The organism is Streptomyces sp. NPDC021012 (genome assembly GCF_044333355.1).
In the GTDB taxonomy this organism is placed as follows: domain Bacteria; phylum Actinomycetota; class Actinomycetes; order Streptomycetales; family Streptomycetaceae; genus Streptomyces.
In genome coordinates, this window is record NZ_JBIRQU010000004.1 from 354,604 (window position 1) to 377,408 (window position 22,805).

20 protein-coding genes and 1 pseudogene are annotated in these 22,805 nt (G+C 74.5%); 10 read left to right on the forward strand and 11 right to left on the reverse strand.

The genetic code is table 11. The features are described from left to right. Nucleotides 1-5: 5 nt before the first annotated feature. Together ACH4TP_RS15785 and ACH4TP_RS15790 are read right to left on the reverse strand one after the other, a co-directional pair. Nucleotides 6-1,448, reverse strand: coding sequence for an acyl-CoA synthetase (locus tag ACH4TP_RS15785; RefSeq protein ID WP_398438176.1), 1,443 nt, complete (start codon nt 1,446-1,448; stop codon nt 6-8). 33 nt (nt 1,449-1,481) lie between these two features. Then, nucleotides 1,482-1,964 (reverse strand): hypothetical protein, encoded by a 483-nt coding sequence (locus ACH4TP_RS15790; RefSeq protein WP_398438178.1) that lies wholly within the window; start codon nt 1,962-1,964, stop codon nt 1,482-1,484. Between the two features lie 176 nt (nt 1,965-2,140). Here ACH4TP_RS15790 and ACH4TP_RS15795 point away from each other — a divergent pair, with 176 nt between their 5' ends. Next, nucleotides 2,141-3,355, forward strand: coding sequence for a sensor histidine kinase (locus ACH4TP_RS15795; protein WP_398438180.1), 1,215 nt, complete (start codon nt 2,141-2,143; stop codon nt 3,353-3,355). Further along, nucleotides 3,352-4,032 (forward strand): response regulator, encoded by a 681-nt coding sequence (locus tag ACH4TP_RS15800; protein WP_389222379.1) that lies wholly within the window; start codon nt 3,352-3,354, stop codon nt 4,030-4,032. The genes ACH4TP_RS15795 and ACH4TP_RS15800 overlap by 4 nt, the downstream gene beginning before the upstream one ends. Nucleotides 4,033-4,084: 52 nt before the next feature. On the opposite strand, the gene ACH4TP_RS15805 is transcribed toward ACH4TP_RS15800, so the two are convergent. From ACH4TP_RS15805 to ACH4TP_RS15815, 3 genes and pseudogenes are all read right to left on the reverse strand, one after another. Then, entirely contained in the window at nt 4,085-5,401 is a 1,317-nt protein-coding gene (locus ACH4TP_RS15805; protein WP_398438452.1) for a GAF domain-containing protein, read from the reverse strand. Between the two features lie 216 nt (nt 5,402-5,617). Next, nucleotides 5,618-5,787: pseudogene (locus tag ACH4TP_RS15810) on the reverse strand (histidine kinase); the annotation flags it as partial. Between the two features lie 37 nt (nt 5,788-5,824). Further along, a complete protein-coding gene (locus tag ACH4TP_RS15815) occupies nt 5,825-6,889 on the reverse strand; it encodes a rod shape-determining protein (RefSeq protein ID WP_389238858.1) in 1,065 nt (354 codons plus the stop codon). Between the two features lie 321 nt (nt 6,890-7,210). Here ACH4TP_RS15815 and ACH4TP_RS15820 point away from each other — a divergent pair, with 321 nt between their 5' ends. After that, on the forward strand, nt 7,211-8,032 hold the full coding sequence (locus ACH4TP_RS15820; RefSeq protein ID WP_398438182.1) for a hypothetical protein: 822 nt from the start codon (nt 7,211-7,213) through the stop codon (nt 8,030-8,032). An 11-nt stretch (nt 8,033-8,043) separates the two neighbouring features. Here ACH4TP_RS15820 and ACH4TP_RS15825 read toward each other — a convergent pair whose 3' ends face one another. After that, complete coding sequence (locus ACH4TP_RS15825) at nt 8,044-8,478, reverse strand: MarR family winged helix-turn-helix transcriptional regulator (protein WP_389238854.1); 435 nt, start codon at nt 8,476-8,478, stop codon at nt 8,044-8,046. Nucleotides 8,479-8,584: 106 nt separating this feature from the next. Here ACH4TP_RS15825 and ACH4TP_RS15830 point away from each other — a divergent pair, with 106 nt between their 5' ends. The 4 genes from ACH4TP_RS15830 to ACH4TP_RS15845 all read left to right on the forward strand — a co-directional run bounded on the left by ACH4TP_RS15830 (nt 8,585) and on the right by ACH4TP_RS15845 (nt 12,702). After that, nucleotides 8,585-9,604 (forward strand): NADP-dependent oxidoreductase, encoded by a 1,020-nt coding sequence (locus ACH4TP_RS15830; RefSeq protein ID WP_389238852.1) that lies wholly within the window; start codon nt 8,585-8,587, stop codon nt 9,602-9,604. 66 nt (nt 9,605-9,670) lie between these two features. Continuing rightward, on the forward strand, nt 9,671-10,093 hold the full coding sequence (locus tag ACH4TP_RS15835) for an organic hydroperoxide resistance protein (RefSeq protein WP_086831271.1): 423 nt from the start codon (nt 9,671-9,673) through the stop codon (nt 10,091-10,093). Between the two features lie 121 nt (nt 10,094-10,214). Beyond that, a complete protein-coding gene (locus ACH4TP_RS15840) occupies nt 10,215-11,861 on the forward strand; it encodes a serine/threonine-protein kinase (RefSeq protein WP_398438185.1) in 1,647 nt (548 codons plus the stop codon). Between the two features lie 10 nt (nt 11,862-11,871). Continuing rightward, on the forward strand, nt 11,872-12,702 hold the full coding sequence (locus tag ACH4TP_RS15845; protein ID WP_398438187.1) for an EI24 domain-containing protein: 831 nt from the start codon (nt 11,872-11,874) through the stop codon (nt 12,700-12,702). 6 nt (nt 12,703-12,708) lie between these two features. Here the strand turns inward: ACH4TP_RS15845 and ACH4TP_RS15850 are convergent, their stop codons facing one another. After that, nucleotides 12,709-13,671 carry a LysR family transcriptional regulator gene (locus tag ACH4TP_RS15850; RefSeq protein ID WP_389238846.1) on the reverse strand — a complete coding sequence of 321 codons (963 nt, stop codon included), beginning with the start codon at nt 13,669-13,671 and terminating at the stop codon, nt 12,709-12,711. Between the two features lie 138 nt (nt 13,672-13,809). On the opposite strand from ACH4TP_RS15850, the gene ACH4TP_RS15855 reads away from it, so the two are divergent. After that, on the forward strand, nt 13,810-15,999 hold the full coding sequence (locus ACH4TP_RS15855) for a M4 family metallopeptidase (RefSeq protein ID WP_398438189.1): 2,190 nt from the start codon (nt 13,810-13,812) through the stop codon (nt 15,997-15,999). A 118-nt stretch (nt 16,000-16,117) separates the two neighbouring features. Here the strand turns inward: ACH4TP_RS15855 and ACH4TP_RS15860 are convergent, their stop codons facing one another. Together ACH4TP_RS15860 and ACH4TP_RS15865 are read right to left on the reverse strand one after the other, a co-directional pair. Next, nucleotides 16,118-16,831: a carbon-nitrogen hydrolase family protein gene (locus ACH4TP_RS15860; RefSeq protein ID WP_398438191.1), complete on the reverse strand. Its 714-nt coding sequence runs from the start codon at nt 16,829-16,831 to the stop codon at nt 16,118-16,120. Between the two features lie 32 nt (nt 16,832-16,863). Further along, nucleotides 16,864-17,772 (reverse strand): LysR family transcriptional regulator, encoded by a 909-nt coding sequence (locus tag ACH4TP_RS15865; protein WP_398438193.1) that lies wholly within the window; start codon nt 17,770-17,772, stop codon nt 16,864-16,866. A gap of 58 nt (nt 17,773-17,830) precedes the next feature. Here ACH4TP_RS15865 and ACH4TP_RS15870 point away from each other — a divergent pair, with 58 nt between their 5' ends. Continuing rightward, complete coding sequence (locus ACH4TP_RS15870) at nt 17,831-18,628, forward strand: NAD(P)-dependent oxidoreductase (protein WP_398438195.1); 798 nt, start codon at nt 17,831-17,833, stop codon at nt 18,626-18,628. Here ACH4TP_RS15870 and ACH4TP_RS15875 read toward each other — a convergent pair. Continuing rightward, a complete protein-coding gene (locus ACH4TP_RS15875) occupies nt 18,625-19,197 on the reverse strand; it encodes a TetR/AcrR family transcriptional regulator (RefSeq protein WP_389238836.1) in 573 nt (190 codons plus the stop codon). The genes ACH4TP_RS15870 and ACH4TP_RS15875 overlap by 4 nt on opposite strands. 158 nt (nt 19,198-19,355) lie before the next feature. On the opposite strand from ACH4TP_RS15875, the gene ACH4TP_RS15880 reads away from it, so the two are divergent. Next, the gene (locus tag ACH4TP_RS15880) at nt 19,356-21,788 is read left to right on the forward strand and encodes a glycoside hydrolase family 3 protein (RefSeq protein ID WP_398438197.1); all 2,433 of its coding nucleotides are present in this window, start codon (nt 19,356-19,358) and stop codon (nt 21,786-21,788) included. Nucleotides 21,789-21,848: 60 nt separating this feature from the next. Here ACH4TP_RS15880 and ACH4TP_RS15885 read toward each other — a convergent pair whose 3' ends face one another. Continuing rightward, a complete protein-coding gene (locus ACH4TP_RS15885; protein WP_398178260.1) occupies nt 21,849-22,727 on the reverse strand; it encodes an SGNH/GDSL hydrolase family protein in 879 nt (292 codons plus the stop codon). Nucleotides 22,728-22,805: the final 78 nt, after the last annotated feature.

Below are 22,805 nucleotides of genomic sequence, written 5' to 3' on the forward strand. Positions count from 1 at the left end.
CCGCACTACGCCGTCGGCAGCGCCTTCTTCAGCACCTTCCCCATGTCGTTGCGGGGGAGGGCGTCGAGGTAGCGGACCACCCGGGGGCGCTTGTGCGGGGCGAGCAGCCCCGCGACGTGGTCGGCGAGGTCCGCCTCCGCCGGCGGCTTCTCCCCGTCCTGCGGCACCACCCACGCCACGATCCGCTCGCCCAGGTCCGGGTCGGGCTCGCCCGTGACGGCCGCCTCGCGGACGCCGGGGTGGTCGAGCAGGGCGTTCTCGATCTCGCCCGCCCCGATCTTGTAGCCGCCGCTCTTGATCAGGTCCGTGGCCTTCCGGCCGACCAGCCGCACCCCGCCGTCCGCCTCGCGGACCGCCATGTCGCCGGTGCGGAACCAGTCGCCGTCGAAGGCCGCGGCCGTCGCGTCCGGCCGGTTGAGGTAGCCGGAGAAGAGGTTCGGCCCGCGCACCTGCACCTCGCCGACCGTCTCCCCGTCGAGCTCCTCCAGTACGGAACCGTCCTCGTCCACCAACCGCAGCTCCACGCCCGCGAGCGGGGTCCCGACCGTCCCCGGCCGGGGCTCGCCGCCCGGGCGCACGCTGGTGTTCATGAGCGTCTCGCTCATCCCGTACCGCTCCACGACCGTCCGCCCCGTCGCCACCGCGATCCGCTCGTGGTCGTGGACGGGCAGTGCCGCCGAACCGGAGACGAGGAGCCGGGCGCCCGCCAGCGCCTCCGCGAGGCGGCCGTTCGCGTCGAGCGCGTCCGCGATCCGGTGGTACATGGTCGGTACGCCGAACAGCATCGTGCCGCCCCCGGCGCCGAGCTCCCGCGCGACGCCGTCCACGGAGAAGCCGCCCAGGTGCCGGACCTCGCCGCCGCGCCGCAGCGGGCCCAGGACCCCGAGGACGAGCCCGTGGACGTGGAACAGCGGGAGCGCGTGCACGAGGACGTCGTCCGCCGTCCAGTCCCAGGCCTCGGCCAGCGCGTCGAGGGAGGCGGCGACGGCCCGGCGGGAGAGGAGGACGCCCTTCGGGGGGCCGGTGGTGCCGGACGTGTAGACGATGAGCGCGGTCGCCTCGGGATCGACCGGCGCCGCCGGGGGAGCGTCCGGTCCGGTGAGCTCCACGTCGACCCGGGGGAGCGCCGCGAGCCCGCCCGGCAGTTCGTCCTCCGGGCCCGCGAGCACGAGGCCGGGCGCGCTGTCGCCCAGGATGTGCGCCAACTCCCGCTCCCCGGTGCGCGGATTGAGCGGTACGGCCGGCACGCCGGCGAGCAGGGCGGCGACCACGGCGACGGCCGTCCGGGCGGTCGGCGTGGCCCAGACGGCGACCCGGTCCACCCCGGCGAGGCGCCCGGCGAGGGCACCGGCGGCGCGAGCCAGGCCGTCGTACGTCAGGGTGTCGGGGCCGACGCGCAGGGCGGGGCGGTCGGACGGGTCCGCCAGGGCGGGGAAGAGCGCACTCACCGGTCGTACTCCTCGGGTCGTCGAGGGCGGGGGCTACCAGGAGGAATTCTGCCCGTGCCGGGGACGCGGCGCGGCCGACGGCCCGGGGCGGGTCCGGGGCGGGCGCGCGGCGATCGCCGCGCACAGGGCCGCGAGGGGGAGTTCCGCGAGCACCGCCATGGCGACGGCGACGGCGAGGTCCGGTCCCGCGGCGGCGGTGGCGAGGTCGGCGCAGGCGTCCGCGAGGAGGAGCGCCGCCGCGGCGGCGCTCGCGGGCGCGCGGTGCCGGGCGTCGCCCCGCAGCAGACGGCTGCCGGCGGTGAGCAGCGCGGCGGCCTCCAGGGCGTCGAGGGAGACCCAGGCGGCGGCCTCGGCGGGCGGGAGCGTACCGGCGAGGTAGCCGAGCCAGGGCAGCAGGGCGAGGCCCGCGCCCAGGAGCACGCGGCCCTGCAGACGGCGGACGCGGCCGGGGCGACGGACGTCGGCGGGAGGGCAACTGCCCTCTTCGGCAAGGGGGATGAGGGAAGCGAGGGCCATGTCGGAGGTCCCTTCCGATGTCGGGAACCCGGCCGTCGGGCTCGTGATCAACCCTCCTTCCGCCGCCCTCCGGAGTCAGTAGCACCGCTGTCCGTCCTGGGGTGGCACTGGTTGCACCCCCGATGCGGACGACAGGTCCATGGCAGGCCGCGGAGACCGGCGCCTACGGTGGGGGCATGAAGATCCGGACCCGGCTGCGGCGGGCGCTCACCCGCCTGGCGCGCGACGCGTCCTTCCTCGCCCTGGGGGCGCCGCTCCACCTCCTCATGGGGTCCCTGCTGTTCGGGGTCGTCGGCCTCGTGTGGGAGATCCTCTGGGGGGCGGACGACAGCGCGCCGGTCGCCCTCGGGTTCGCGGTCGTGATGACGGTGTTCTGCGTGCCGGCGCTGACCGTGGCCCAGTGCTGGCGCTTCCGGCGGCTGCTCGGCATCGACATCCCCCGCCCGGGACGGCGGCGGCCCTGGCGCCAGTTCGGCTACCACTCCCTGGCCGGGACGCTGTTCGGCACGCTCGAAGCGGTGGTGGTGGCGCTGATCCCGGCCGGCCTCGCCACCTCGCTGACCACGGTGTGGGTCTACGCGATCCCCTGGAAGTGGCGGATCAAGCACCCCGAATACGCCACGCAGGCCGCGTACCTCTCCGTCGCGGGACTGCTCGTGCTGGCCGCCGTCCCGCCCCTCGCCGCCGCCCTCGTACGGCTGGAGAGCCAGGTGGTCCCCGCCCTGCTCGGCCGCAGCCGGGAGGAGGACCTGGCGCGGCGGGTCGAGGACCTCACCGAGAGCCGGGCCGGCGCGGTCGACGCCGCCGGCGCGGAACGGCGGCGCATCGAACGGGATCTGCACGACGGAGCGCAGCAGCGACTCGTGTCGCTCGCGCTGAACCTGGGCATCGCCAAGGCCACGCTCGCGGACCTGCCGCCCGAGGCGCGCGAGGTCATCGACACGGCGCACCGGGAGGCCAAGGAGGCGATCGAGGAGCTGAACAGCCTCGTGCGCGGCCTCCACCCCGCCGTCCTGGACGAACTCGGCCTGGACGCGGCCCTGTCGGGACTCGCGGCCCGCGCCCCGCTGCCCGTACGGCTGAGGGCGGACCTGCCGCACCGGCCGGCGCCCGCCGTCGAGGCGGTCGCCTACTTCGTGGTCTCCGAGGCGCTGACGAACATAGCCAAGCACGCGCGCGAGGCGACCCGGGCCGATGTGACGGTCACCCGGCTGGGCGGGATACTGCGGGTGGTGATCGCGGACGACGGCCTGGGCGGGGCCGACCCCGGCAGGGGAAGCGGCCTGACGGGACTCGCCCAGCGCGTGCGGTCAGTCGACGGAACGTTCCGGATGAGCAGCCCGGTGGGGGGACCGACCATGATGAGTGTGGATCTGCCGTGTCAGAGCTGAAGGACGCCGGGCGGGCGGAACCCCGTGTGCGACGTGCGGTCATCGCCGAGGACTCGGTGCTGCTGCGGATGGGCCTGGTCAAGGTGGTCGAGATGGCCGGCTTCCAGGTGGCCGCCGAGGTGGGCGACGCCGAGGGCCTGCTCGCCGCGGTCGAGGAGCACCGGCCCGACCTGGCGGTGGTGGACGTCCGGATGCCGCCGGGCTTCACCGACGAGGGAGTGCGTGCCGCGCTGTCGATCCGCCGCAGCCGGCCGTCGACCGCCCTGCTGCTGCTCTCCCAGTACGTCGAGGAGCGCTACGCGGCCGACCTGCTCGCCGCCAACACCAGCGGCGTGGGCTATCTGCTCAAGCAGCGGGTCGCGGACGTCGAGGAGTTCATCGAGGCGCTGCGGCGGGTCGCGGACGGCGGTACGGCGCTCGATCCGCAGGTCGTCGCCCAGCTCCTCGTACGGCGGTCGAACGATCCGCTGGAACGGCTGACGGCCCGCGAAAGCGAGGTGCTCTCCCTCATGGCCGAGGGCCGCTCCAACGCGGGCATCGCCGCCCAGCTCGTCGTCAGCGAGAGCGCGGTCGCCAAGCACATCAACAGCATCCTCGCCAAACTCGACCTCCCCAGGGCGGACGCCGACCACCGCCGGGTCCTGGCCGTGCTGCGCTTCCTGGGAGTGGGCGGCTAGACCCGAGGGCGGCCGGCGGTGACCTCCGCCCGCTCCGTACGAGGGCGAGGGGTCAGGGCCAGGTCACCGTCGTCGGCGGCGTGCCGTCGTCCTCCACGCGCAGCCGGGCGCCGTCGTCCCCGGCCGACACCTCGACCGTGATCGCGCCGACCCCGGACCGCCGGTGCGCCGCCGCGAGCGCCCCGCGCAGGGCGGCGAGGAGCTTGTCCGCCGTCACCTCGTCGACGAGGGTGTCGACGGCGCCGGAGAAGTGCACGGACGGCTGGAAGCCCAGGAGGGCGGCGGCGCCGCCGGTCTCGCGCAGCACCCGGCCCCGGAAGGAGGCCGGCGCGTCCGCCGGCGGCTGCTGGAGGGCGAAGATGGTCGTCCGGACCTCCTGGATCGTCGAGTCCAGCTCGTCGACGGCCCGGCCGAGCAGCGCGTTCTCCTCGGAGGACGCGGCGGCCCGCCGCCGGGTCGACTCCAGCATCATCTCCGTGGCGAACAGCCGCTGCACCACCAGGTCGTGCAGGTCCCGGGCGATCCGGTCGCGGTCCTCGAAGACCGCGAGCCGCTCCCGGTCGTGCCGCGCGTCCGCCAGGACGAGGGCGAGCGCGGCCTGCGAGGCGAACTGCGAGGCGAGCAGCCGGTCCACCGCCGAGTAGGGCGCCGCGCCGCGCCGCCGGGGCAGGGCGAGGGTGCCGATGAGCTTCCCGCCGCTCTGCAGCGGCAGCATCATCGACGGCCCGAAGCGGGACCGCACGTGCGTGGTCATCCGGGGGTCGGTCGCCGAGTCCTCGACGAACACCGGCTCCCCGCCGAGGAGCTGGACCAGGACCGGGGAGCCCGGCGCGATCGTCGTGCCGACCAGATCGCCCGGATCGTCGGCGGTGGAGGCGGCGACGATCTCCATCCCGCCCTCCTCGGTGGGCTGGAGGACCACGCCGGCCGAGGCGTCGGCGAGGACGCGGGCCCGCTCGGCGACGGTCGTCAGGGCGTTCTCGGCGGTGGCGCCGGTGAGCAGGGCCGTCGTCACCGCGGCCGCGCCCTCGATCCAGCGCTCCCGCTGCCGGGCCGTCTCGTACAGGCGGGCGTTGCCGATGGCGATCCCGGCCTGGGAGGCGAGGACCCGCAGCAGGGCGAGGTCCTCCTCGGTGAAGCCCCCGCGCTTCCCGGTGAGGTGCAGATCGCCGAAGACCTCGGTGTGGACCCGGATCGGGACGCCGAGGAAGGAGCGCGTCTCCGGATGGCCCCCGGGCACGCCGGAGGAGCGCGGGTCGGCCGTCGGGTCGTCGGGCCGCAGCGGCCGGGGGTCCCGGAGCGGGACGCCGAGCAGCCCGGTGCGGCCGTCGGGGAGGCGGTCGATCCGCCGCCGCTCCTCGTCCGTCAGGCCGGAGGTGAAGAGCTCGGTGAGGCGCCGGGGGGGGGGGGGGGGGGCCCCCCCCCCCCCCCCGCGGGGCCCCCCCCCCCCGGGGGGGGGGGGGGCGCCGGGGGGGGGGGGGGGGGGGGGGGGTTGGGGGGGGGCCGGCCCCCCCCCCCCCCGGGGGGGGGGGGGGGGGCGGGGGGGGGGGGGGGGGGGCGCGGGGGGGGGGGGCCCCCCCCCCCCCGCGCCCCGTGGCGGGCCCCGGTCAGTTCGGTGGCGGAGTCCACGATGTGCTGGAGGGTGGTGCGGAGTTCGAGGTCCGTGCCGACGCCGAGGACCGCTTCGAGCAGCAGCGGCAGGCGGGGGGACCCCTCCGCGTCCGCGGCCTCGGCGTCCTCGTCCATGATCGTCATGGTCTCATTGTCGTACGAACCATCCGGTTTCGGACGCTCAGTCCTCCTCGTCGGCGAACGGGCTCCGCTCCGCCAGCGGGTCGAGGACCATCGGCTGGACCTTGCCCTCCAGCATCGCGCCGAGGCCCAGGACCGCGCACACGTCCGGCCGTTCGGCGATGTGCACCGGCATCCCGGTCGCCTCGCGCAGCATCTGGTCGAGCCCCGGCAGCAGGGCGCTGCCGCCCACCATCATGATCCCGCGGTCCGCGAGGTCGGCCACCAGATCCGGCGGGCAGTCCCGCAGCACCTTCCCGATGCCGTCGAGGACCGCCGTCAGCGGGGTGTGGATCGCGTCCCGCACGGCGGCGGTGTCGACGGTCACCGAACGGGCCAGGCCCGTGGCGACGTCCCGGCCGTGGATCTCCGTCCAGGCCGGCCCCTGCGCGGTCAGGCCGTTGCCGCTGAGGGCCAGCTGCAGCGGGCGCACCGACTGGCTCGGCAGCATCAGCTCGTGGTGGTGGCGCAGGTGCTGGATGACGGCGTGGTCGATGGCGTCGCCGCCGACCGCCATCCGCTCGGCCGTGACGATCGCGCCGAGCGAGAGCACCGCGACCTGCGTGGTCGCCGCCCCGCACACCAGGATCATGGTCGCGGTCGGCTGCTCGACGGGAAGCCCGCAGCCCACGGCCGCCGCGATCAGGGTGTCGACCAGCTCGACCCGGCGCGCCCCGAGACCGACGAGGGTCTCCACGGCGGCGCGCTGCGCCAGCGGGTCGCTGTCGTGCGGGGTGCAGGCCGCCGCGCGCAGCCGGGGCTTGCGGCGCAGCTGCCGGCGCAGCTTCTCGCCGAGGAGGTGGCGGAGCATCCGCTGCGCCATCTCGATGTCGACGACCGTGCCGCCCGAGACCGGGCGGACGACCCGGATGTAGTCGGGGGTGCGGCCGGTCATCTTCTCGGCGAGCGCGCCGACGGCGATCAGCGCTCCCGTACGGGTGTTGACGGCGGCGACGCTCGGCTCGTCGACGACGAGTCCGGCGCCCTTGACGAAGACCCGGGTGCGGGCGGCACCCAGGTCGACGGCGACATGGCAACGACGCAGCTGCTCAAGGCTGACGGTCACGGCGGATCCTCCGGAGTGCGGTGCTGGCACGGGCGAGGTGGGTCGCGATGCGCGGTCCTGTTCGCATCGTCCGGCCGTCCGCGGCCCGGCGCGCGCTGGGCTGCGCCGCCCGGGGCTCCGGTGCGGGGCGGGGTGCCGCGCCGTCAGGGCTCCGCTGCGGGCGGTGCCGGAGGCCCCACTCCGGGTGAGGGAGGATCCGGAGGTCATCCTTCCCGAAGCGGGAGAATCGCGACGCACCGCCGCCGACCTGCGGTTTCCACACAGGATCCTCACCTCCGCGCCTACCTGGCGCCGCACCGGGCCGCATAGCCTGCGGGCCCCATGGACTACTGCCACGCGTGCCGGCGGCATCTCAACGGGGCCCTCGCCTGTGCCGGGTGCGGGACTCCCGTCGAGGAACTGCGGTACGAGACCCCCCACATACCGGTCCCCACCCCGGACCACGGTCACAGCGAGCCGGACCGGCCCGCGCCCGCGCCCGAGCACGTCTACGAACTGGACGTCCTCGAACCGCCCCGCCCCGCCCCCGGCGGCCGCCGCGCCGCCCGGGGCCGCCCCGCCGCGCGGCGGGGGAGGCGGTCGCGCCCGAGGCGGGGTCGTACGGTCCTGGTGGGGACGGTGGGTCTGGTCCTCGCGGCCGGGACGCTGACCTTCGCGAAGCTCGCCCTGGAGGAGCCGCCGCGGGACGGCGCCGCCACCGCCGTCGAGGAGCTGGAGGTCTCCGAGCCCCCGGTCCCGTCCGAGCCCGTCGAGACCTCCGGGACGCCGGAGGGGACGAGTCCGGCCCCGGTGACGGACGCGCCGAGCTCCGTCCCGACCCGCACCCGCCAGGTGAGCGCGGGACCGGGCCAGGGGTCCGGTGCGGGCGCGGGGACGGGTTCCGGTACGGGGACGGGCGCCGGCCCGGGGAGCGGTGGCGCCCCGGCCTCCCCCGCGCCCACGACCACCGCGCCGGCCTCCCCGACCGCCACGCCCACGGCGACCGCGTCCGCGACGGCGAGCGGTCCGACGCCGGGCGGCTCGCCGACGCCCGGCGGGCCCGTGCCGTCGACCACCGGTCCCACGCCGAGTCAGGGGCAGAGCACGGGCCCGACGCCCGATCCGACGCCGACGTGCACCCGTTTCCTCTGGTGGTGCGTCTGACCGGCGCGGCGTTACGCCGCGTCCACGCCCAGCATGCGCTTCAGCAGGTCCCGCAGCAGGGTGCGCTCGGCCTCGGTCAGCTCGCCGAGCGGCTCGCGCGCGAAGTCCAGCGACTCGCGCAGGCGGCGGGCGGTGTCCCGGCCCTCGTCCGTGGGGACGGCCAGCTTGACCCGGCGGTCGGCGGGGTCGGGCCGGCGCTCGACCAGGCCGCGGGCCTCCAGGCGGTCGACGATCCCGGTGATGTTGGAGGGCTCGCACTTCAGCTTCTGGGCGATGCGGCGCATCGGCAGCGGGTCGAGCGAGAGCAGGCCGAGGACGCGGGCCTGCGCGCCGGTCAGCGCGTGCTGTGCGGCCGCCTGCTCGTACTCCTCGTAGTAGCGCGCCACGACCGTGCCGATCAGCTCGACGACTTCGAGGGTCAGGGGGTCCGTGCGTGAAGTGGCCATGGGCCTCATCCTACCCAGATACTTGACAACATGAAATATCTAGGCGCATGGTTGTTTGAGTAAGTGAACCTTTGTGGATCTGAAGCTTTTTCTGGAGGCCGTGCTCATGTCCGTTCTTCCCGCGTCCAGCCGTGAGTGGCACCTCGTCGCCCGTCCGCACGGCTGGCCCGTCCCCTCGGACTTCGCCCTGCGCGAGACCCCGGTCACCGAGCCCGCCGAGGGCCGCATCCTCGTGCGCAACCTGCACTTCTCCGTCGACCCGTACATGCGCGGCCGGATGAACGACGTGAAGTCGTACGTCCCGCCCTTCCAGCTCGACCGTCCCATGGACGGCGGCGCGGTCGGCGAGGTCATCGCCTCCAACGCCGAGGGCTTCGCCGTCGGCGACCACGTCCTGCACGGCCTCGGCTGGCGCGAGTACGCCGACGTCCCGGCCCAGCACGCCACCAAGGTCGACCCGGAGCTCGCCCCGCTCTCCGCCTACCTCGGCGTGCTCGGCATGACCGGCCTCACGGCCTACGCCGGCCTCTTCGAGGTCGCCTCCTTCAAGGAGGGCGACACCGTCTTCGTCTCCGGCGCGGCCGGCGCCGTCGGCAGCCAGGTCGGCCAGATGGCGAAGCTCAAGGGCGCCTCCCGGGTCATCGGCTCCGCCGGCTCCGACGAGAAGGTCAAGTTCCTCGTCGAGGAGCTCGGCTTCGACGCCGCGTTCAACTACAAGGACGGCCCGGTCGGCAGCCAGCTCCGCAAGGCGGCCCCGGACGGCATCGACGTCTACTTCGACAACGTCGGCGGGGAGCACCTCGAAGCCGCGATCTCCTCGCTCAACGTGCACGGCCGCGCCACCATCTGCGGCATGATCGCCCAGTACAACAACACCGAGCCGACCCCCGGCCCGCGCAACATGGCGATGATCATCGGCAAGCGGCTGCGGCTCCAGGGCGTCCTCGTCGGCGACCACTACGGCCTGCAGGAGCAGTTCGTCCGCGAGGTCGGCGGCTGGCTCGCCTCGGGCGAGCTGAAGCACCGCGAGACCTTCGTCGAGGGCATCGAGAACGGCGTGGACGCCTTCCTCGGCCTGCTGCGCGGCGACAACACCGGAAAGATGATCGTCTCGGCGACCCGCTAGTCTTCACCTCAGCCGTCGCGATCGTGGGCGCGAGTCGTCGGCGGAACGAACAAGGAAGACACCAGCATGTCGATCCAGCAGTCCGACGTCCTCTACACCGCCGTCGCCACCGCCGAGAACGGCCGTGACGGCCGCGTCGCCACCGACGACGGTCAGCTCGACGTCGTCGTGAACCCGCCCAAGGCCATGGGCGGCTCCGGCGCGGGCACCAACCCCGAGCAGCTCTTCGCGGCCGGCTACAGCGCCTGCTTCCAGGGCGCGCTCGGCGTCGTCGCCCGCAACGAGAACGCCGACGTCTCCGGCTCGACGGTCACCGCCGAGGTCGGCATCGGCAAGAACGACGACGGCTTCGGCATCATCGTCAAGATCTCGGCGACCATCCCGAACGTGGACGCCGAGACCGCCAAGAGCCTGATCGAGAAGGCGCACCAGGTCTGCCCGTACTCCAAGGCGACCCGCGGCAACATCACGGTCGAGCTCGCCGTCTGATTCCGGACACGCGCGAAGCGAGGGCCGCACCCCACCGACAGGGGGTGCGGCCCTCGCCGTGTCGGGACGCGCTGCGGCATCATGTCCGTGTCCGGCGGACGGCGGACGGGGGGAGCGAGTGGTGTCGTACAACGGGCCGGAACAGGCCGATCGCGAGCTGATCGGAGGGCGGTACCGCCTCGGCGAGCGGCTCGGCCAGGGCGGCATGGGCGTCGTCCGGCGGGCCACCGACGAGCTCCTCGGGCGCCCGGTCGCCGTCAAGACGCTCGCGCTCGAATCCGGCGCCGACCCGGAGAGCGCCCTGCGGGAGGCCCGGGTCGTCGCCCAGGTCCGCCACCCGCACGTGATCGTCGTCCACGACGTCGTCGAGCACGAGGGACGGCCCGCCCTGGTGATGGAGCTCGTCGACGGCGGCTCGCTCGCCGACCGGCTGGCCGCCGGCGAGGTCCTGTCCCCGTGCGAGACCGCGCGGCTCGGGCTCGACCTGCTCGACGCGCTGTCCGCCGCCCACGCCCGCGACGTGCTGCACCGGGACGTGAAACCCGCCAACGTCCTCCTGGAGAAGGGCACCGGCAGGGCGGTGCTCACCGACTTCGGCATCGCCAGCCTCCCCGGGGCCTCGACGCTCAGCCGGACCGGGGTCTTCATCGGCACCCCGGAGTACACGGCGCCGGAGCGGATGCAGGGCGGCGACGCGGGACCCGCCTCCGACCTGTGGTCGCTCGGCGCGCTGCTCTGCGCGGCGGCGACGGGCACCTCGCCGTTCCGCCGGGACTCGATCGGCGCGGTCCTGCACGCGATCGTGTACGAGGAGATCCGACCGTCCGAACGGATGGGGCCGCTCGTCCCCGTCGTCCAGGGCCTCCTCGAACGGGACCCGGCCCTGCGCCTGGGCGCCGCCGAGGCCCGTCGGCTGCTCGCCGCCTGTGCCGCGGGGGAGGAACCGGCGCCGCCGGTCCCCGCCCCGACCCTGCGCGAGGCCGCCGCACCGGCCACCGCGACGGTGGTACGGGACCGGCCCACGGCTCCGGACCCGGCGGTTCCGGCCGCCGTCCCGGACGCGGCCACCGGCGGCCGGGGGAGCGGGAGCCGGAGACCGAAGGCGCTGCCGTTCGTGGCCGCCGCCGTCGCGGTCTGCGCCGCGGCGGCGACGGTGGCGGTGCTGGTCGCGATGAAGGACGAGCCGCCGGCCGGGGCGGCGGGGCGGCCGTCCGGTACGGCCTCCGCCCCGGCCGCGACCACCCCGCCCCCCACGACCTCCGCCTCCGCCCCGCCCTCCGCCTCCGCCCAGCCGGCCGGCACCGTTCCCGACTCCGAGACGGACCGGTACCCGTCCGAGGAGGTCACCGACGAACGCGGATTCACCTTGGCGGTCCCCTACGGGGCGATCCGCTCGACCGACGGCGAGCGGGTGTTCTACACCTCGCCGGACGGGGCCGTACGGGTCGGGGTGAGGATCCGGCCGATCCCGCCCGGCGGGGCGATCGGGGTGATGCGCGCCTCCGACGAGAACGGCCCGGCGACCAACCCGGGGTACCGCGACTCCCTGGTCCAGGAGACGACGCACAAGGGACTGCCCGCCGCCCGCTGGGAGTTCACCTGGAACGGCTTCACCGGCGCCGAGGGCCCCCGGCACACCATCGACGTCTGCTGGGAGAAGGACGGGACGCTGTACGACGTGTGGGTGTCCGCCCCGGTGGGCCGCTCCGAAGAGGACCGCATCCGCTTCGACAAGGCCCTGGAGTCCTTCCGCGCGACCGGCGGTTAGGGTGACCTCCATGCGTGATCTCGGGGTGGGTTTCAGATATCTGCTGCAGGGCCAGAAGTGGGTCGGCACGCGCGGGCGCCAGCTGGGCATCGGGCTGCTGCCCGGGCTCGTGACACTCGTCCTGTACACGGGGGCGCTCGTCGGCCTCGGTTACGGAGCCGACGACCTGGCCGCGTGGGCGACGCCGTTCGCCGACGACTGGGGCTCGCCCTGGCTCGGCGTCTTCCGCGGCACCCTGACGGCGCTGGTCTTCGCCTTCGGGCTCTTCCTCGCGGTCATCACCTTCACCGCCGTCACCCTCCTCGTCGGCCAGCCCTTCTACGAGTCGCTCTCCGAGGAGGTCGACCGGAGCGAGGGCGGCGAGGTCCCCGAATCGGGCCTGCCGCTCTGGCGCGACCTGTGGATCTCGGCCCGGGACAGCCTGCGGATCCTGGTGCGGGTCGCGTTCTACGGCGTGCTGCTCTTCGCCTGCGGGTTCATCCCCGTCGTCGGCCAGACCGTCGTGCCCGCCATCGGCTTCTGCGTCTCCGGTTTCTTCCTCACCGAGGAGCTGACCTCCGTCGCGCTCCAGCGCCGGGGCGTCGAGGTGAAGGAGCGGCTGCGGCTGCTCCGCGGGCGCCGGACGGCCGCCCTGGGCTTCGGCGTGCCGCTGACGCTCGCCTTCCTGGTGCCCTTCGTCGCCGTCTTCCTCATGCCGGGAGCGGTCGCCGGAGCCACCCTGCTCGCCCGCGACCTGCGCGGCGAGACGTCCGGGGACGAGGACGCCGAGGACACCGAGGGCTCCCAGGACTCCCAGGACTTCCAGGAGGAGGGCCGGGAAGCGCCCCGCCTGTCCTGGTAGGGCCCGTCAGCCCTCCAGGGCCGGGTGCAGTTCCGGCCGGGCGTCCCACCAGGCCCGGTGGAAGGCGTTGTTGTCGACGTTCGCCAGATAGGCGCGGGCCGCCGCCCCGTACAGCAGCTCCGCCTGCGGGGCGGGGACCGCGGCCCTGTTCCAGGCGAGCCGGATCCGGCCCGTCACCGGGTCGCCCTCCAGGGGGCGGAGGACCGTGCCCTCCGCCGCCGGGGCCGTCGGCTGGCTCATCGAGACCGCCCGGCCCGCCGCGATCAGGTCGTAGTGCATCTTGCGGTCGGCGACCCGGTGCCGCAGCGAGGGGGTGAAACCGGCCTTCTCGCAGGCCGCGACCAGCGCCTCGGGGCCGCCGTCGTCGTCCTCCACCAGCGTCATCCAGGACTCGCCCGCGAGCTCGGCGAGCGGGACGCGCTCCCGGGCCGCCAGCGGGTGCGCCGCCGAGAGCCGCACGCAGAAGGGCTCCTTGGGGACGAGCGTGCGGGCGGTCGTGCCCTCCGGCAGCGGCACCTCGTGGTCGTTGACCTCCCCGTACAGCACGGCGTCGTACCGTCCCGCGCCGAGCTGCCGGGTCAGCGTCGTCGCCGAGTGCTCCACGGTCACGGAGAACTCCCGGCCCGCCATGACCTCCTCCAGCTCCCCGAGCAGCCGGTCGACGAGGACCAGCAGGATGCAGCCGAGGCGCAGCGGGGTGTGCGGGGCGACGGCCCGCGCGCCGGCGGCCAGCGCGTCCATCTCGCCGAGCACGAGCCGCGCCTTGGAGAGGACGAACTCGCCCAGCGGGGTGGGCTCCACGCCGTGCCGGCCGCGCAGGAAGAGCTCCCCGCCCGCGACCCGCTCGATGCGGCGGAGCTGCGCGGAGAGGGCCGGCTGCGAGACCCCGAGCCGTCCTGCGGCCCGCCCCAGGCTGCCCGCCTCCGCTATCCGGCAGACGGCCTCAAGATGCCTCAACTCCAGCTGCATTTCAGCAGCGTACGCAGCGGTGCCTGGTCTGCACCATAACCCGCGTCTTATGCCGCGTGAGATGTCCCGAACTCGCCATGTCCACGTCCATACTCGGCGCGATGATCCGTCTCCCCCACCCTTGAACGGAGCACGACGTTGCACCCGACCAGACTCACGGCGGCCGTGGCCGCCCTGGCGCTCTCGGCGAGCCTCGCGACCGCACTCGTCGGACCGGCGACCGCGGCGACCCCGCAGGCGCAGCCCGTACCCCCGGGCCACGGCAAGGCGCTCGCCCTCGCCGCCGCCGACCAGGCCGCGAGCAGCGGTCTCGACGAGCTGCGGCACGGCGCCGACGAGGACCTCGTCCGGACGTCCGTCACCCCCTGGGCGAACGGCCTGTACTACGCCTCGTACGAGCGCACCTACCGCGGCCTCCCGGTCGTCGGCGGCGACGCGGTCGTCGTCTCCGACAGCTCCGGCAAGGTCCGCGAGGTCACCGGCGCGCCGGCCCCGGCCATCAGGGTCTCCACGAAGGCGAAGGTGACGGCCGACGCGGCCCTCGCCACCGCCCGCGGGCAGCTGGCCTCGGTCGAGAGCGCGAGCGCCCCGGAGCTGACCGTGCTCCTCAAGGGCGGCAAGGCCGTCCTGACCTGGCACACCCTGGTCATCGGCCGGACCGCGAAGGACGCCCCGAGCTCCCTGGACACCTTCGTCGACGCCCGTACCGGGACCGTCGCCCGCGCCACCGACAAGATCGCGGACGCCGACGGCCGCGGCTACCACAACGGCAACGTCACCATCGACACCGCCGCCACCTCGATGACCGACCCGAACCGCTCCGGCCTGCGCTGCGGCGGCCAGAACGGCGGCACCTACACGGGCTCCTCGCCGTGGGGCAACGGCGGCGCCAACGACCTGGTGACGGCCTGCGTCGACATCATGTACACGGCCCAGCGCGAGTACGACATGCTCAAGCAGTGGTTCGGCTACAACGGCCAGAACGGGCAGGGCGGCATGGTCCCGGCCCAGGCGGGCCTCGGCGACGTCAACGCCTACTACGACGGCACCAAGACCACGTTCGGCCACAACCAGCAGAACGCGAACCAGCTCACCGGCATCGACGTCGTCGCCCACGAGTACGGCCACGAGATCTTCGACAAGACCCCCGGCAGCTCCGGCTCGTCCAACGAGAACGGCGGGATGAACGAGTCGACCGGCGACATCTTCGGCGCGCTCACCGAGGCCTTCGCGAACAACCCGAACGACACCCCGGACTACACCGTGGGCGAGAAGGTCAACTTCTTCGGCGACGGCAAGCCGATCCGCTACATGTACAACCCCTCGCTCGCCAACAACGACCCCAACTGCTACACCCAGTTGACCTCGGGCACCGAGGTGCACGCGGCGGCCGGACCGCAGAACCACTGGTTCTACCTGCTCGCCGAGGGCTCCAACCCGGGCGGCGGCAAGCCCAGCAGCCCGATATGTTCCGGCGGTCCCTCCTCCGTGACCGGCATCGGCATCCAGAAGGCCGGCAAGATCTTCATGGGCGCCCTGCTCATGAAGACCTCCTCCTGGAACCACCCCGCCGCCCGCAGGGCGACCCTGAGCAGCGCCAAGAACACCTACGGCAGCGCCGAGTGCAACGCCGTGAAGGCGGCCTGGAGCGCGGTCGGCGTGCCCGCCCAGTCCGGTGAGACCGACTGCGGCGGCACCACCACCCCGGACTTCTCGCTCGCCCTGAACCCGTCCTCGGGCTCGGTCCAGCCGGGTGCCTCCGTCACCTCCACGGTGAACACCTCCACCACCGGCGGCAGCGCGCAGACCGTGCAGCTCTCCGCGAGCGGCGCCCCGAGCGGGGTCACCGTCTCCTTCAGCCCCGCCTCGGTGACCTCCGGCTCCTCGTCCACGATGACCGTCCAGGTCGCGGCGGGCACCGCCAACGGCACGTACCCGATCACCGTCACCGGTACGGGCTCCGCCACGCACACGGTCACCTACCAGCTGTCGGTCGGCGGCACGACCCCGCCCACCGGCTGCGACAGCACCGAGTACACGTACCAGGGCACCCTGGCCTCCGGTCAGGCCCAGGCCCAGCCGGACGGCTCGTACTACTACTCGGCGACCTCCGGCACCCACGTGGGCTGCCTGCGCGGCCCGGCCGGCGCCGACTTCGACCTGTACCTGCAGAAGTGGAACGGGTCGGCCTGGGCGGACGTGGCCGTCGGCGGCACGGCGGGCGCCGATGAGGACACCAGCTACTACGGCACCGCGGGCTACTACCGGTACGTGGTCCACGCGTACAGCGGCTCCGGCGCCTACACGCTGGGCCTGAGCGCCCCGTAAGGGGACGAGCGCCCCGTAACGGGGGCGGGCTGCCGTCGCGGACCGGGGGTTCCGTGACGGCCTCCCCGGAGGGCCGGGCGGTCGTATGTCCCACGACCGCCCGGCCCTTCCCGTCCGTTCAGCCCACCTCGGCGAGGGCGAAGCCGGGCCCCTCGGAGCCCGCGTCCGCGATCCGCCCGCCGTCCGGGGCCCAGGCCCCGGCGCGGCCGCAGCCCACGCCGTCCTCGTTGGGTCCGAGGACGTTGCCGAGCACCACGTACAGGCCGAAGTCCCGGGCCCGTGCGGGATACACCTTCTCGAAGGAGTCGTTGTCGGCCGCCAGCACCGAGCTCGCCAGGTACACCGGGCAGCCGTCGGCCGCGGCGCGCTCGGCGAGCTCGGGGAAGCGGTTGTCGTAGCAGGTGGCCAGGGCGAACCGGACCCCGTCGAGCGCGAACCGCCCGTCGGCGGTGCCCGGCGCGAAGACCTCCGCCTCGACCCCGTACAGGTTCTGCTTGTCGTAGCGGGTGAGGAGCGAGCCGTCCGGACCGATCACGAGCGTGGTGAGCCCGACGCCCGAACCGCCGTTCCTCACCGGCCCGTTGACGACGGCCGCCGCGCCGACGGCCCGGCAGGCCTCCCGTACGGGGTCGAGGCGGGGGTCGTCCTCGGTGAGGACCAGGGAGGGCGTGTCGCGGATCAGGGACGGCTCGTACCCGGTGAGCGAGAGCTCGGCGAAGACCACGACCCGGGCCCCCTCGGCCCCGGCGGCCCGGACCAGACCGGCGATCGTACGGACGTTGGCGTCGATGTCCCCGGCGACCGGGGCGAACTGGGTGGCTGCGACGAACATGACCGCCATCCTCTCGCGCGGTCGTGTAAGGGTCAATACGGGGTTGAGTCTGTTAGCTCCTGTGCCGTTTCGCGCAGCACGGTGAGGAAGGCGGCCGCCGCGACCGTGGGGGCCGGCGGGGTGGCCGCGCAGATCGGGCGGTACGGGACGTCCTCCGGGTGGATCGTCACGAGCACGACGTCCGGGCGCACCGAGGCCGCCGCGAGCGCCGGTACGAGCGTGACGCCGAGACCCGCCGCGACCGCGCCGAACTTGGCGATCCAGTCGTGGACGAGCAGCGCGGTGCGCGGCCGGAACCCCGAGGCGACGGCCGGGCGGAACAGGGTGTCCTCCAGGCGCTCGCTGCTGACGATCCACTCCTCGTCGGCGAGCTCCGCGAGCCGCATGGCCCGCCGCCCCGCGTACGGGTGCCCCTGGCCCAGGGCCACCAGCATCGGCTCGTCCAGGAGGTGGTGCAGCGTCACGCCCGGCGGTGGGGGAGCGTCCTGGGGCGGGCTGACCACCGCGAGGTCCTCCTCCCCGGCGGCCATCAGGCGCAGGTGCTTCACGGAGGGCCCCTCCGTCCGGCTGACCGCCACCCTCGGATGCCGCTCCCGGAACACGGCCTGCGCGCGCGGCACCAGGGCCGCCGTGGCGCTGGAGAAGGAGCCGAGGCGCAGCAGTCCGCCGTCCAGGGAGCGCAGTGCCTCCAACTCCGCCCGGGCGGCGGCCAGCCGGTCCCGGACCGCCTCCGCGTGCGGAACGAGGACCCGGCCGGCCTCGCTCAGCCGCACCCCGCGCGGCAGCCGCTCGAAGAGCTCGGCGCCGACCTCGTCCTCCAGGGACTGGATCTGGCGCGAGACCGCGGACTGCGTGTAGCCGAGGACGCGGGCGGCGGCGGTGAAGGAGCCCGCGCGGGCGACGGCGAGGAACACCTCGTACAAGCCATGAGGGTTGTGCATGGCAACCATGCTAGACATTCGCTTGTCGCATGACGCGGGCGGTCCTAGCGTCGAACCCATGAACAATGCCGCGCAGAAGATCGCCTTCCTCGGCCTCGGGTCCATGGGCCTGCCCATGGCCCGCCGCCTGCTCGACGCCGGACACCCCCTGACCGTCTGGAACCGCACGGCCGCCAAGGCCGACGCCCTCGTCGCCGACGGCGCCGTCCGCGCCGCGAGCCCCGCCGAGGCCGTCCGGGGCGCCGACGTGGTCGTCACGATGCTCGCGGACCCGGCCGCCGCCCTCGCCGTCGCCGACGAGATGCTCCCGGCGCTGCGCCCCGGCACCCACTGGGTCGACACCTCGACGGTCGGACCGGACGCCGTCGCCGCCCTCGCCGCCCGGCTCCCCGCCGGGGTCACCCTCGTCGACGCGCCCGTCATGGGCAGCGTCGACCGGGCCGCCGCCGGCGAGCTGATGATCCTCGCGGGCGGCGACACCGCGCCCGTCGCCGCCGTCCTCGACCGGCTCGGGACCGTCACGCCCTGCGGCGGGCCCGGCACGGGCGCCGCCCTCAAGCTGGTCCTCATCAACGCCGCCATCGGCGGGGTCGCCCTCGTCGCCGAGGCCCTCACGCTCGCGGGCGCGCTCGGCCTGCCCCGCGAGCTCGCGCTGCGCACCCTCGGCGCGGGCCCCCTCGCGGGCGCCGTCGGCCGGGCCACCGCCACCGGCTCGTACTTCCCCGTCGCCCTCGCCGCGAAGGACGTCGCCCTGGCCACGGCGTCGGCGAAGCTCCCCGTCCTGGAGGCCGTCCACGCCTTCCTGACGGAGGACCCGGCCCTGCTCGGCGAGGACGTGGCGGCGGTCGTCCGCTAGCGGGCGCCGTCCCCGCCGAGGAGTCGCAGGAAGTCCCGGAAGGCGCCCGGCATGTCCACCGCCGCCGGGTCCAGGAGCCACTGGTACTGGAGGCCGTCCATCACCGCCGTGAGCAGCGGGGCCGCCCGCTCCGGGGTGAGGCCGCCGGGCAGCCGCTCGCCGAACTCCAGGCGCAGGACGTCCGCCATGTTGGCCCGGACCTGCGCGTACCGCTCGGTGAAGAACTCCCGCGCCGGGTGCCCCTCCGTGACGCTCTCGCCGAGCAGCGCGGAGAAGGTCTGCACGATGCCCGGCCGCATCGCGTTGTACTCGACGAGGGACTCCAGGAGGTCGAGCCGCCAGCCCTCGCGGTCCCGGCCCCCGCTGGTGTCCCAGCGGTCCCGCTCCTCCAGGACGGCGACGAGCAGCGCCTCCTTCGTCGGGAAGTAGTGCAGCAGCCCCTGCTGGGTCAGCCCGACCCGCTCGGCGACGGAGCCGAGCGAGGCGCCCCGGTAGCCGCGCTCGGCGATCACTTCGAGGGTGGCGCGCAGGATGTCCGCGCGCCGCTCCTCGCTCCTGGCCCGCACCATCGCCGTGGCCTCCTTCCTCGGGTTCGTCCGACAGGACGGTACCTCCTCGCCATGACCTCCGAATAACAGAATGGTTACGTAACCTACCGATCTACAGGTAGGTGGGTGCACGATGGGCGCGTCGGGGGTCATCGGTACGTCAACGAGGAGGTACGGCCATGGCGGACGCCAGCGCGGAGACCATGAGGAACACCGTCGTCGAGGCGGCGCTCGGCAAGCTCGACCTGGACGCCAAGACCAGGCTGCTCGCGGGCCAGGACATGTGGTCCCTGCCCGCCCTGCCGGAGATCGGCCTGAAGTCCCTGGTCATGTCGGACGGCCCCATCGGCGTCCGGGGCGTCCGCTGGACCGCCGACGACCCCTCGGTCGCGCTCCCGTCCCCGACCGCCCTCGCCGCCACCTGGGACCCCGCCCTCGCCCGCCGCGCCGGCCGCCTCCTCGCCCAGGAGGCCCGCCGCAAGGGCGTCCACGTCCTCCTCGCGCCCACGGTCAACCTGCACCGCACCCCGCTCGGCGGCCGCCACTTCGAGGCCTACAGCGAGGACCCGTACCTCACCGGCGCCATCGGCAGCGGCTACGTCCAGGGCGTCCAGGACGGCGGCGTCGGCACCACCGTCAAGCACTTCGTCGCCAACGACGCCGAGACCGACCGCTTCACCGTCGACAACCGGATCGCCCCGCGCCCGCTCCGCGAGCTCTACCTCGCCCCCTTCGAGGCCATCGTCAGGAACGCCCGCCCCTGGGGCATCATGACCGCCTACAACCAGGTCAACGGCGTGACCATGACCGAGCACCACGAGCTCGTGAACGAGGTCCTGCGCGGCGAATGGGGCTTCGACGGCTACAACGTCTCCGACTGGATGGCCGCCCGCTCCACCAAGGCCGACATCGAGGGCGGCCTCGACGTCGCCATGCCCGGCCCCGGCACCGTCTACGGCCCGGCCCTCGCCGCCGCCGTCCGCGCCGGCGAGGTCGAGGAGTCCGCCGTCGACACCGCCGTGCGCAACGTCCTGCGGCTCGCCGCCCGCGTCGGCGCCCTCGAAGGCGCCCCGCCGGTCGTCACCGAGCACCCCGCCGCCCTCGACGGCGACGCCCTCGCCCGCGAGATCGCCCGCCGCGGCTTCGTCCTCGTACGGAACGAGGGGGCGCTCCCCCTGAGGAGCGGCACCGTCGCGCTCTCCGGCGCCGCCGCCCGCGACGCCCGCGTCCTCGGCGGCGGCTCCGCCCAGGTCTTCCCCGACCACGTCGTCTCCCCGCTCGACGGCCTCACCGCCGCGCTCCCCGACGGCGCGCTCACCTTCACGATCGGCGCCGACCCCAGCGAGGAACTCGCCCCCGCCGACCAGGGCTTCACCCTCCGCGCCCGCTGCCGCGACGCCGCCGGGAACGTCATCGGCGAGGGCTCCCTGCCCAACGGCCAGGTCCAGTGGATCGGCGACGACCTCCCCGAGGGCGTCACCCACGAGACCCTCGCCTCCATCGAGGTCGTCGGCACCTTCACCCCGCGCGAGACCGGCGAGCACGCTTTCGGCACCCGCGGCCTCGGCGCCTTCGTGCTCTCCGTCGACGGCGAGACCGTCTACGAGGGCACCCAGGTCCTGGGCCCCGAGACCGACCCCTTCGAGGCCTTCTTCGGCTCCCCGGTCGAGCGCGCCAAGGTCGCGCTCACGGCGGGCGAGACCGTCGAGGTCTCCCTGCTCCACACCCTGGACAAGGAGTTCGCGGCCCCGCTCCCGGCCGTCATGTTCTCCTTCGTCCACCTCGCTCCCCGCCGTGACCCCGACGAACTGATCGCCGAGGCCGTCGAGGCCGCCCGCGCCGCCGACACCGCCGTCGTGGTCGTCGCCACCACCGAACGCGTCGAGTCCGAGGGCTTCGACCGCAAGGACCTCGCCCTCCCCGGCCGCCAGGACGACCTCGTACGGGCCGTCGCCGCCGCCAACCCGAACACCGTCGTCGTCGTCAACGCCGGCTCCCCGGTCGAGCTGCCCTGGCGCGAGGACGTGGCCGCGGTCCTGCTCAGCTGGTTCCCCGGCCAGGAGGGCGGCGCCGCCCTCGCCGACGTCCTCACCGGCGCCGAGGAGCCCGGCGGCCGCCTCCCCACCACCTGGCCCGTCGCCCTCGCCGACGCCCCCGTCACCGAGGTCGTCCCCGCGGACGGCGAACTGCACTACACCGAGGGCGTCTTCATCGGCTACCGCGCCTGGGACAAGGCCGGCGCCGTCCCCGCGTACCCCTTCGGCCACGGCCTCGGCTACACGACCTGGTCGTACGACTCCCTGGTCGCGACCCCGGACACGGCCACCGTCCGGATCACCAACACCGGCGACCGCGCGGGCCGCGAGACCGTCCAGATCTACCTGGTCCCGGTGAACGACGGTGTCGAGCGTCCGGCCCGCTGGCTGGCCGGCTTCGCGAGCGTCGAGGCAGCGCCCGGCGAGACCGTCGAGACCGAGATCGCGCTGCCCCGCCGCGCCTTCGAGATCTGGGACGAGGAGAAGCGCGACTGGACCCTCGTCGAGGGGGAGTACGAGGTCGTCGCCGCGCACTCCCTCACGGACGCGCGCCTGACCGCCACCCTGGAGGTCTGACCTCCTGAGGGCCCCCATGACCGGCCCCGGGGCGGAACCTGACAACCGCCCCGGGGTCCCTCACTCCTTCGTGATCCGCCGGTACGCGAGCTCCGCGAGCCGCGCCTGCCCGTCCCTGCTCGGATGGAACCAGTCCCAGGGGCTCAACTGCCCGCCGTCGAAGCGGAAGCCGAAGACCGCCCCGCCGTCGTACCGGCAGCGCGCGTCCTTCGCGCAGACCTCCGCCAGGACCCCGTTGTACGCCACCACCCGGTCCCGCACCGCCGCCCGCCGCCGCTCGGCCGCCGGGCCCAGGTCCTCCGCGTCCGCCAGCATCGCGCCGCAGATCCCCAGCTTCCACACCTGGCGCCCCATCGGGCTCACCCGCCCCGTCGACCACAGGTGCTTCAGGTCCGGCACGCTCGCCACGTACACCTGCGCCTTCGGCGCGCCCGCCCGCAGCCGGGCGAGGGCCTTCTCGAAGGAGGCGCGGAACTCGGCGACCGGGGTCATCTGGTCCGGGGTGGCCCGGCAGGCGTCGTTGGCCCCCATCATCACCGTCACGAGCTCGGGCTTCTCGGCGGCCGCCCCGGCCATCTGCTCGGGCAGCTCCGCCATCCGCGCCCCCGTCCTGGCCAGGTTCCAGCTGTGCGTGGCCACCTTCGCCGGGCCCAGCAGCCGCAGCGCCAGACTGTTCACGGCGGTGTCCGTCCCGGTCGCCCACGAGACCTCGGGGCAGTCCGACAGGACCGAACAGGCGTCGAAGGCGCGGGTCACGGAGTCGCCGACGGCCGCGACGGAGGCGGGGGAGACGTCCCAGAGCGGCGTCGGCCTCGGCTTCGGTGTCGGTCGCGTCGTCGCCACCGGCTCCCCGACCGTGCATCCGGAGAGCGCCCCGCCGCACAGCAGGGCGGCCGTCGCGGCGGCGACAGCGGTACGGAATCGGCTTCGGCCGCGCATCCCCGGCCCCTCCTTCGGCGTCCTGGCGGGTGAAAGGTTCGTGTTGCCCGGCCCCCGGACCGACCGTACGTCACACCG

Coding starts and splice junctions, on each gene's coding strand:
- ACH4TP_RS15825 (WP_389238854.1), bottom strand. CDS start 8,478: ATGGCCACTTCACGCACGGACCCCCTGACCCTCGAAGTCGTCGAGCTG.
- ACH4TP_RS15875 (WP_389238836.1), bottom strand. CDS start 19,197: ATGGTGCGGGCCAGGAGCGAGGAGCGGCGCGCGGACATCCTGCGCGCC.
- ACH4TP_RS15790 (WP_398438178.1), bottom strand. CDS start 1,964: ATGGCCCTCGCTTCCCTCATCCCCCTTGCCGAAGAGGGCAGTTGCCCT.
- ACH4TP_RS15795 (WP_398438180.1), top strand. CDS start 2,141: ATGAAGATCCGGACCCGGCTGCGGCGGGCGCTCACCCGCCTGGCGCGC.
- ACH4TP_RS15835 (WP_086831271.1), top strand. CDS start 9,671: ATGTCGATCCAGCAGTCCGACGTCCTCTACACCGCCGTCGCCACCGCC.
- ACH4TP_RS15820 (WP_398438182.1), top strand. CDS start 7,211: ATGGACTACTGCCACGCGTGCCGGCGGCATCTCAACGGGGCCCTCGCC.
- ACH4TP_RS15845 (WP_398438187.1), top strand. CDS start 11,872: ATGCGTGATCTCGGGGTGGGTTTCAGATATCTGCTGCAGGGCCAGAAG.
- ACH4TP_RS15860 (WP_398438191.1), bottom strand. CDS start 16,831: ATGTTCGTCGCAGCCACCCAGTTCGCCCCGGTCGCCGGGGACATCGAC.
- ACH4TP_RS15850 (WP_389238846.1), bottom strand. CDS start 13,671: ATGCAGCTGGAGTTGAGGCATCTTGAGGCCGTCTGCCGGATAGCGGAG.
- ACH4TP_RS15865 (WP_398438193.1), bottom strand. CDS start 17,772: ATGCACAACCCTCATGGCTTGTACGAGGTGTTCCTCGCCGTCGCCCGC.
- ACH4TP_RS15870 (WP_398438195.1), top strand. CDS start 17,831: ATGAACAATGCCGCGCAGAAGATCGCCTTCCTCGGCCTCGGGTCCATG.
- ACH4TP_RS15830 (WP_389238852.1), top strand. CDS start 8,585: ATGTCCGTTCTTCCCGCGTCCAGCCGTGAGTGGCACCTCGTCGCCCGT.
- ACH4TP_RS15885 (WP_398178260.1), bottom strand. CDS start 22,727: ATGCGCGGCCGAAGCCGATTCCGTACCGCTGTCGCCGCCGCGACGGCC.
- ACH4TP_RS15880 (WP_398438197.1), top strand. CDS start 19,356: ATGGCGGACGCCAGCGCGGAGACCATGAGGAACACCGTCGTCGAGGCG.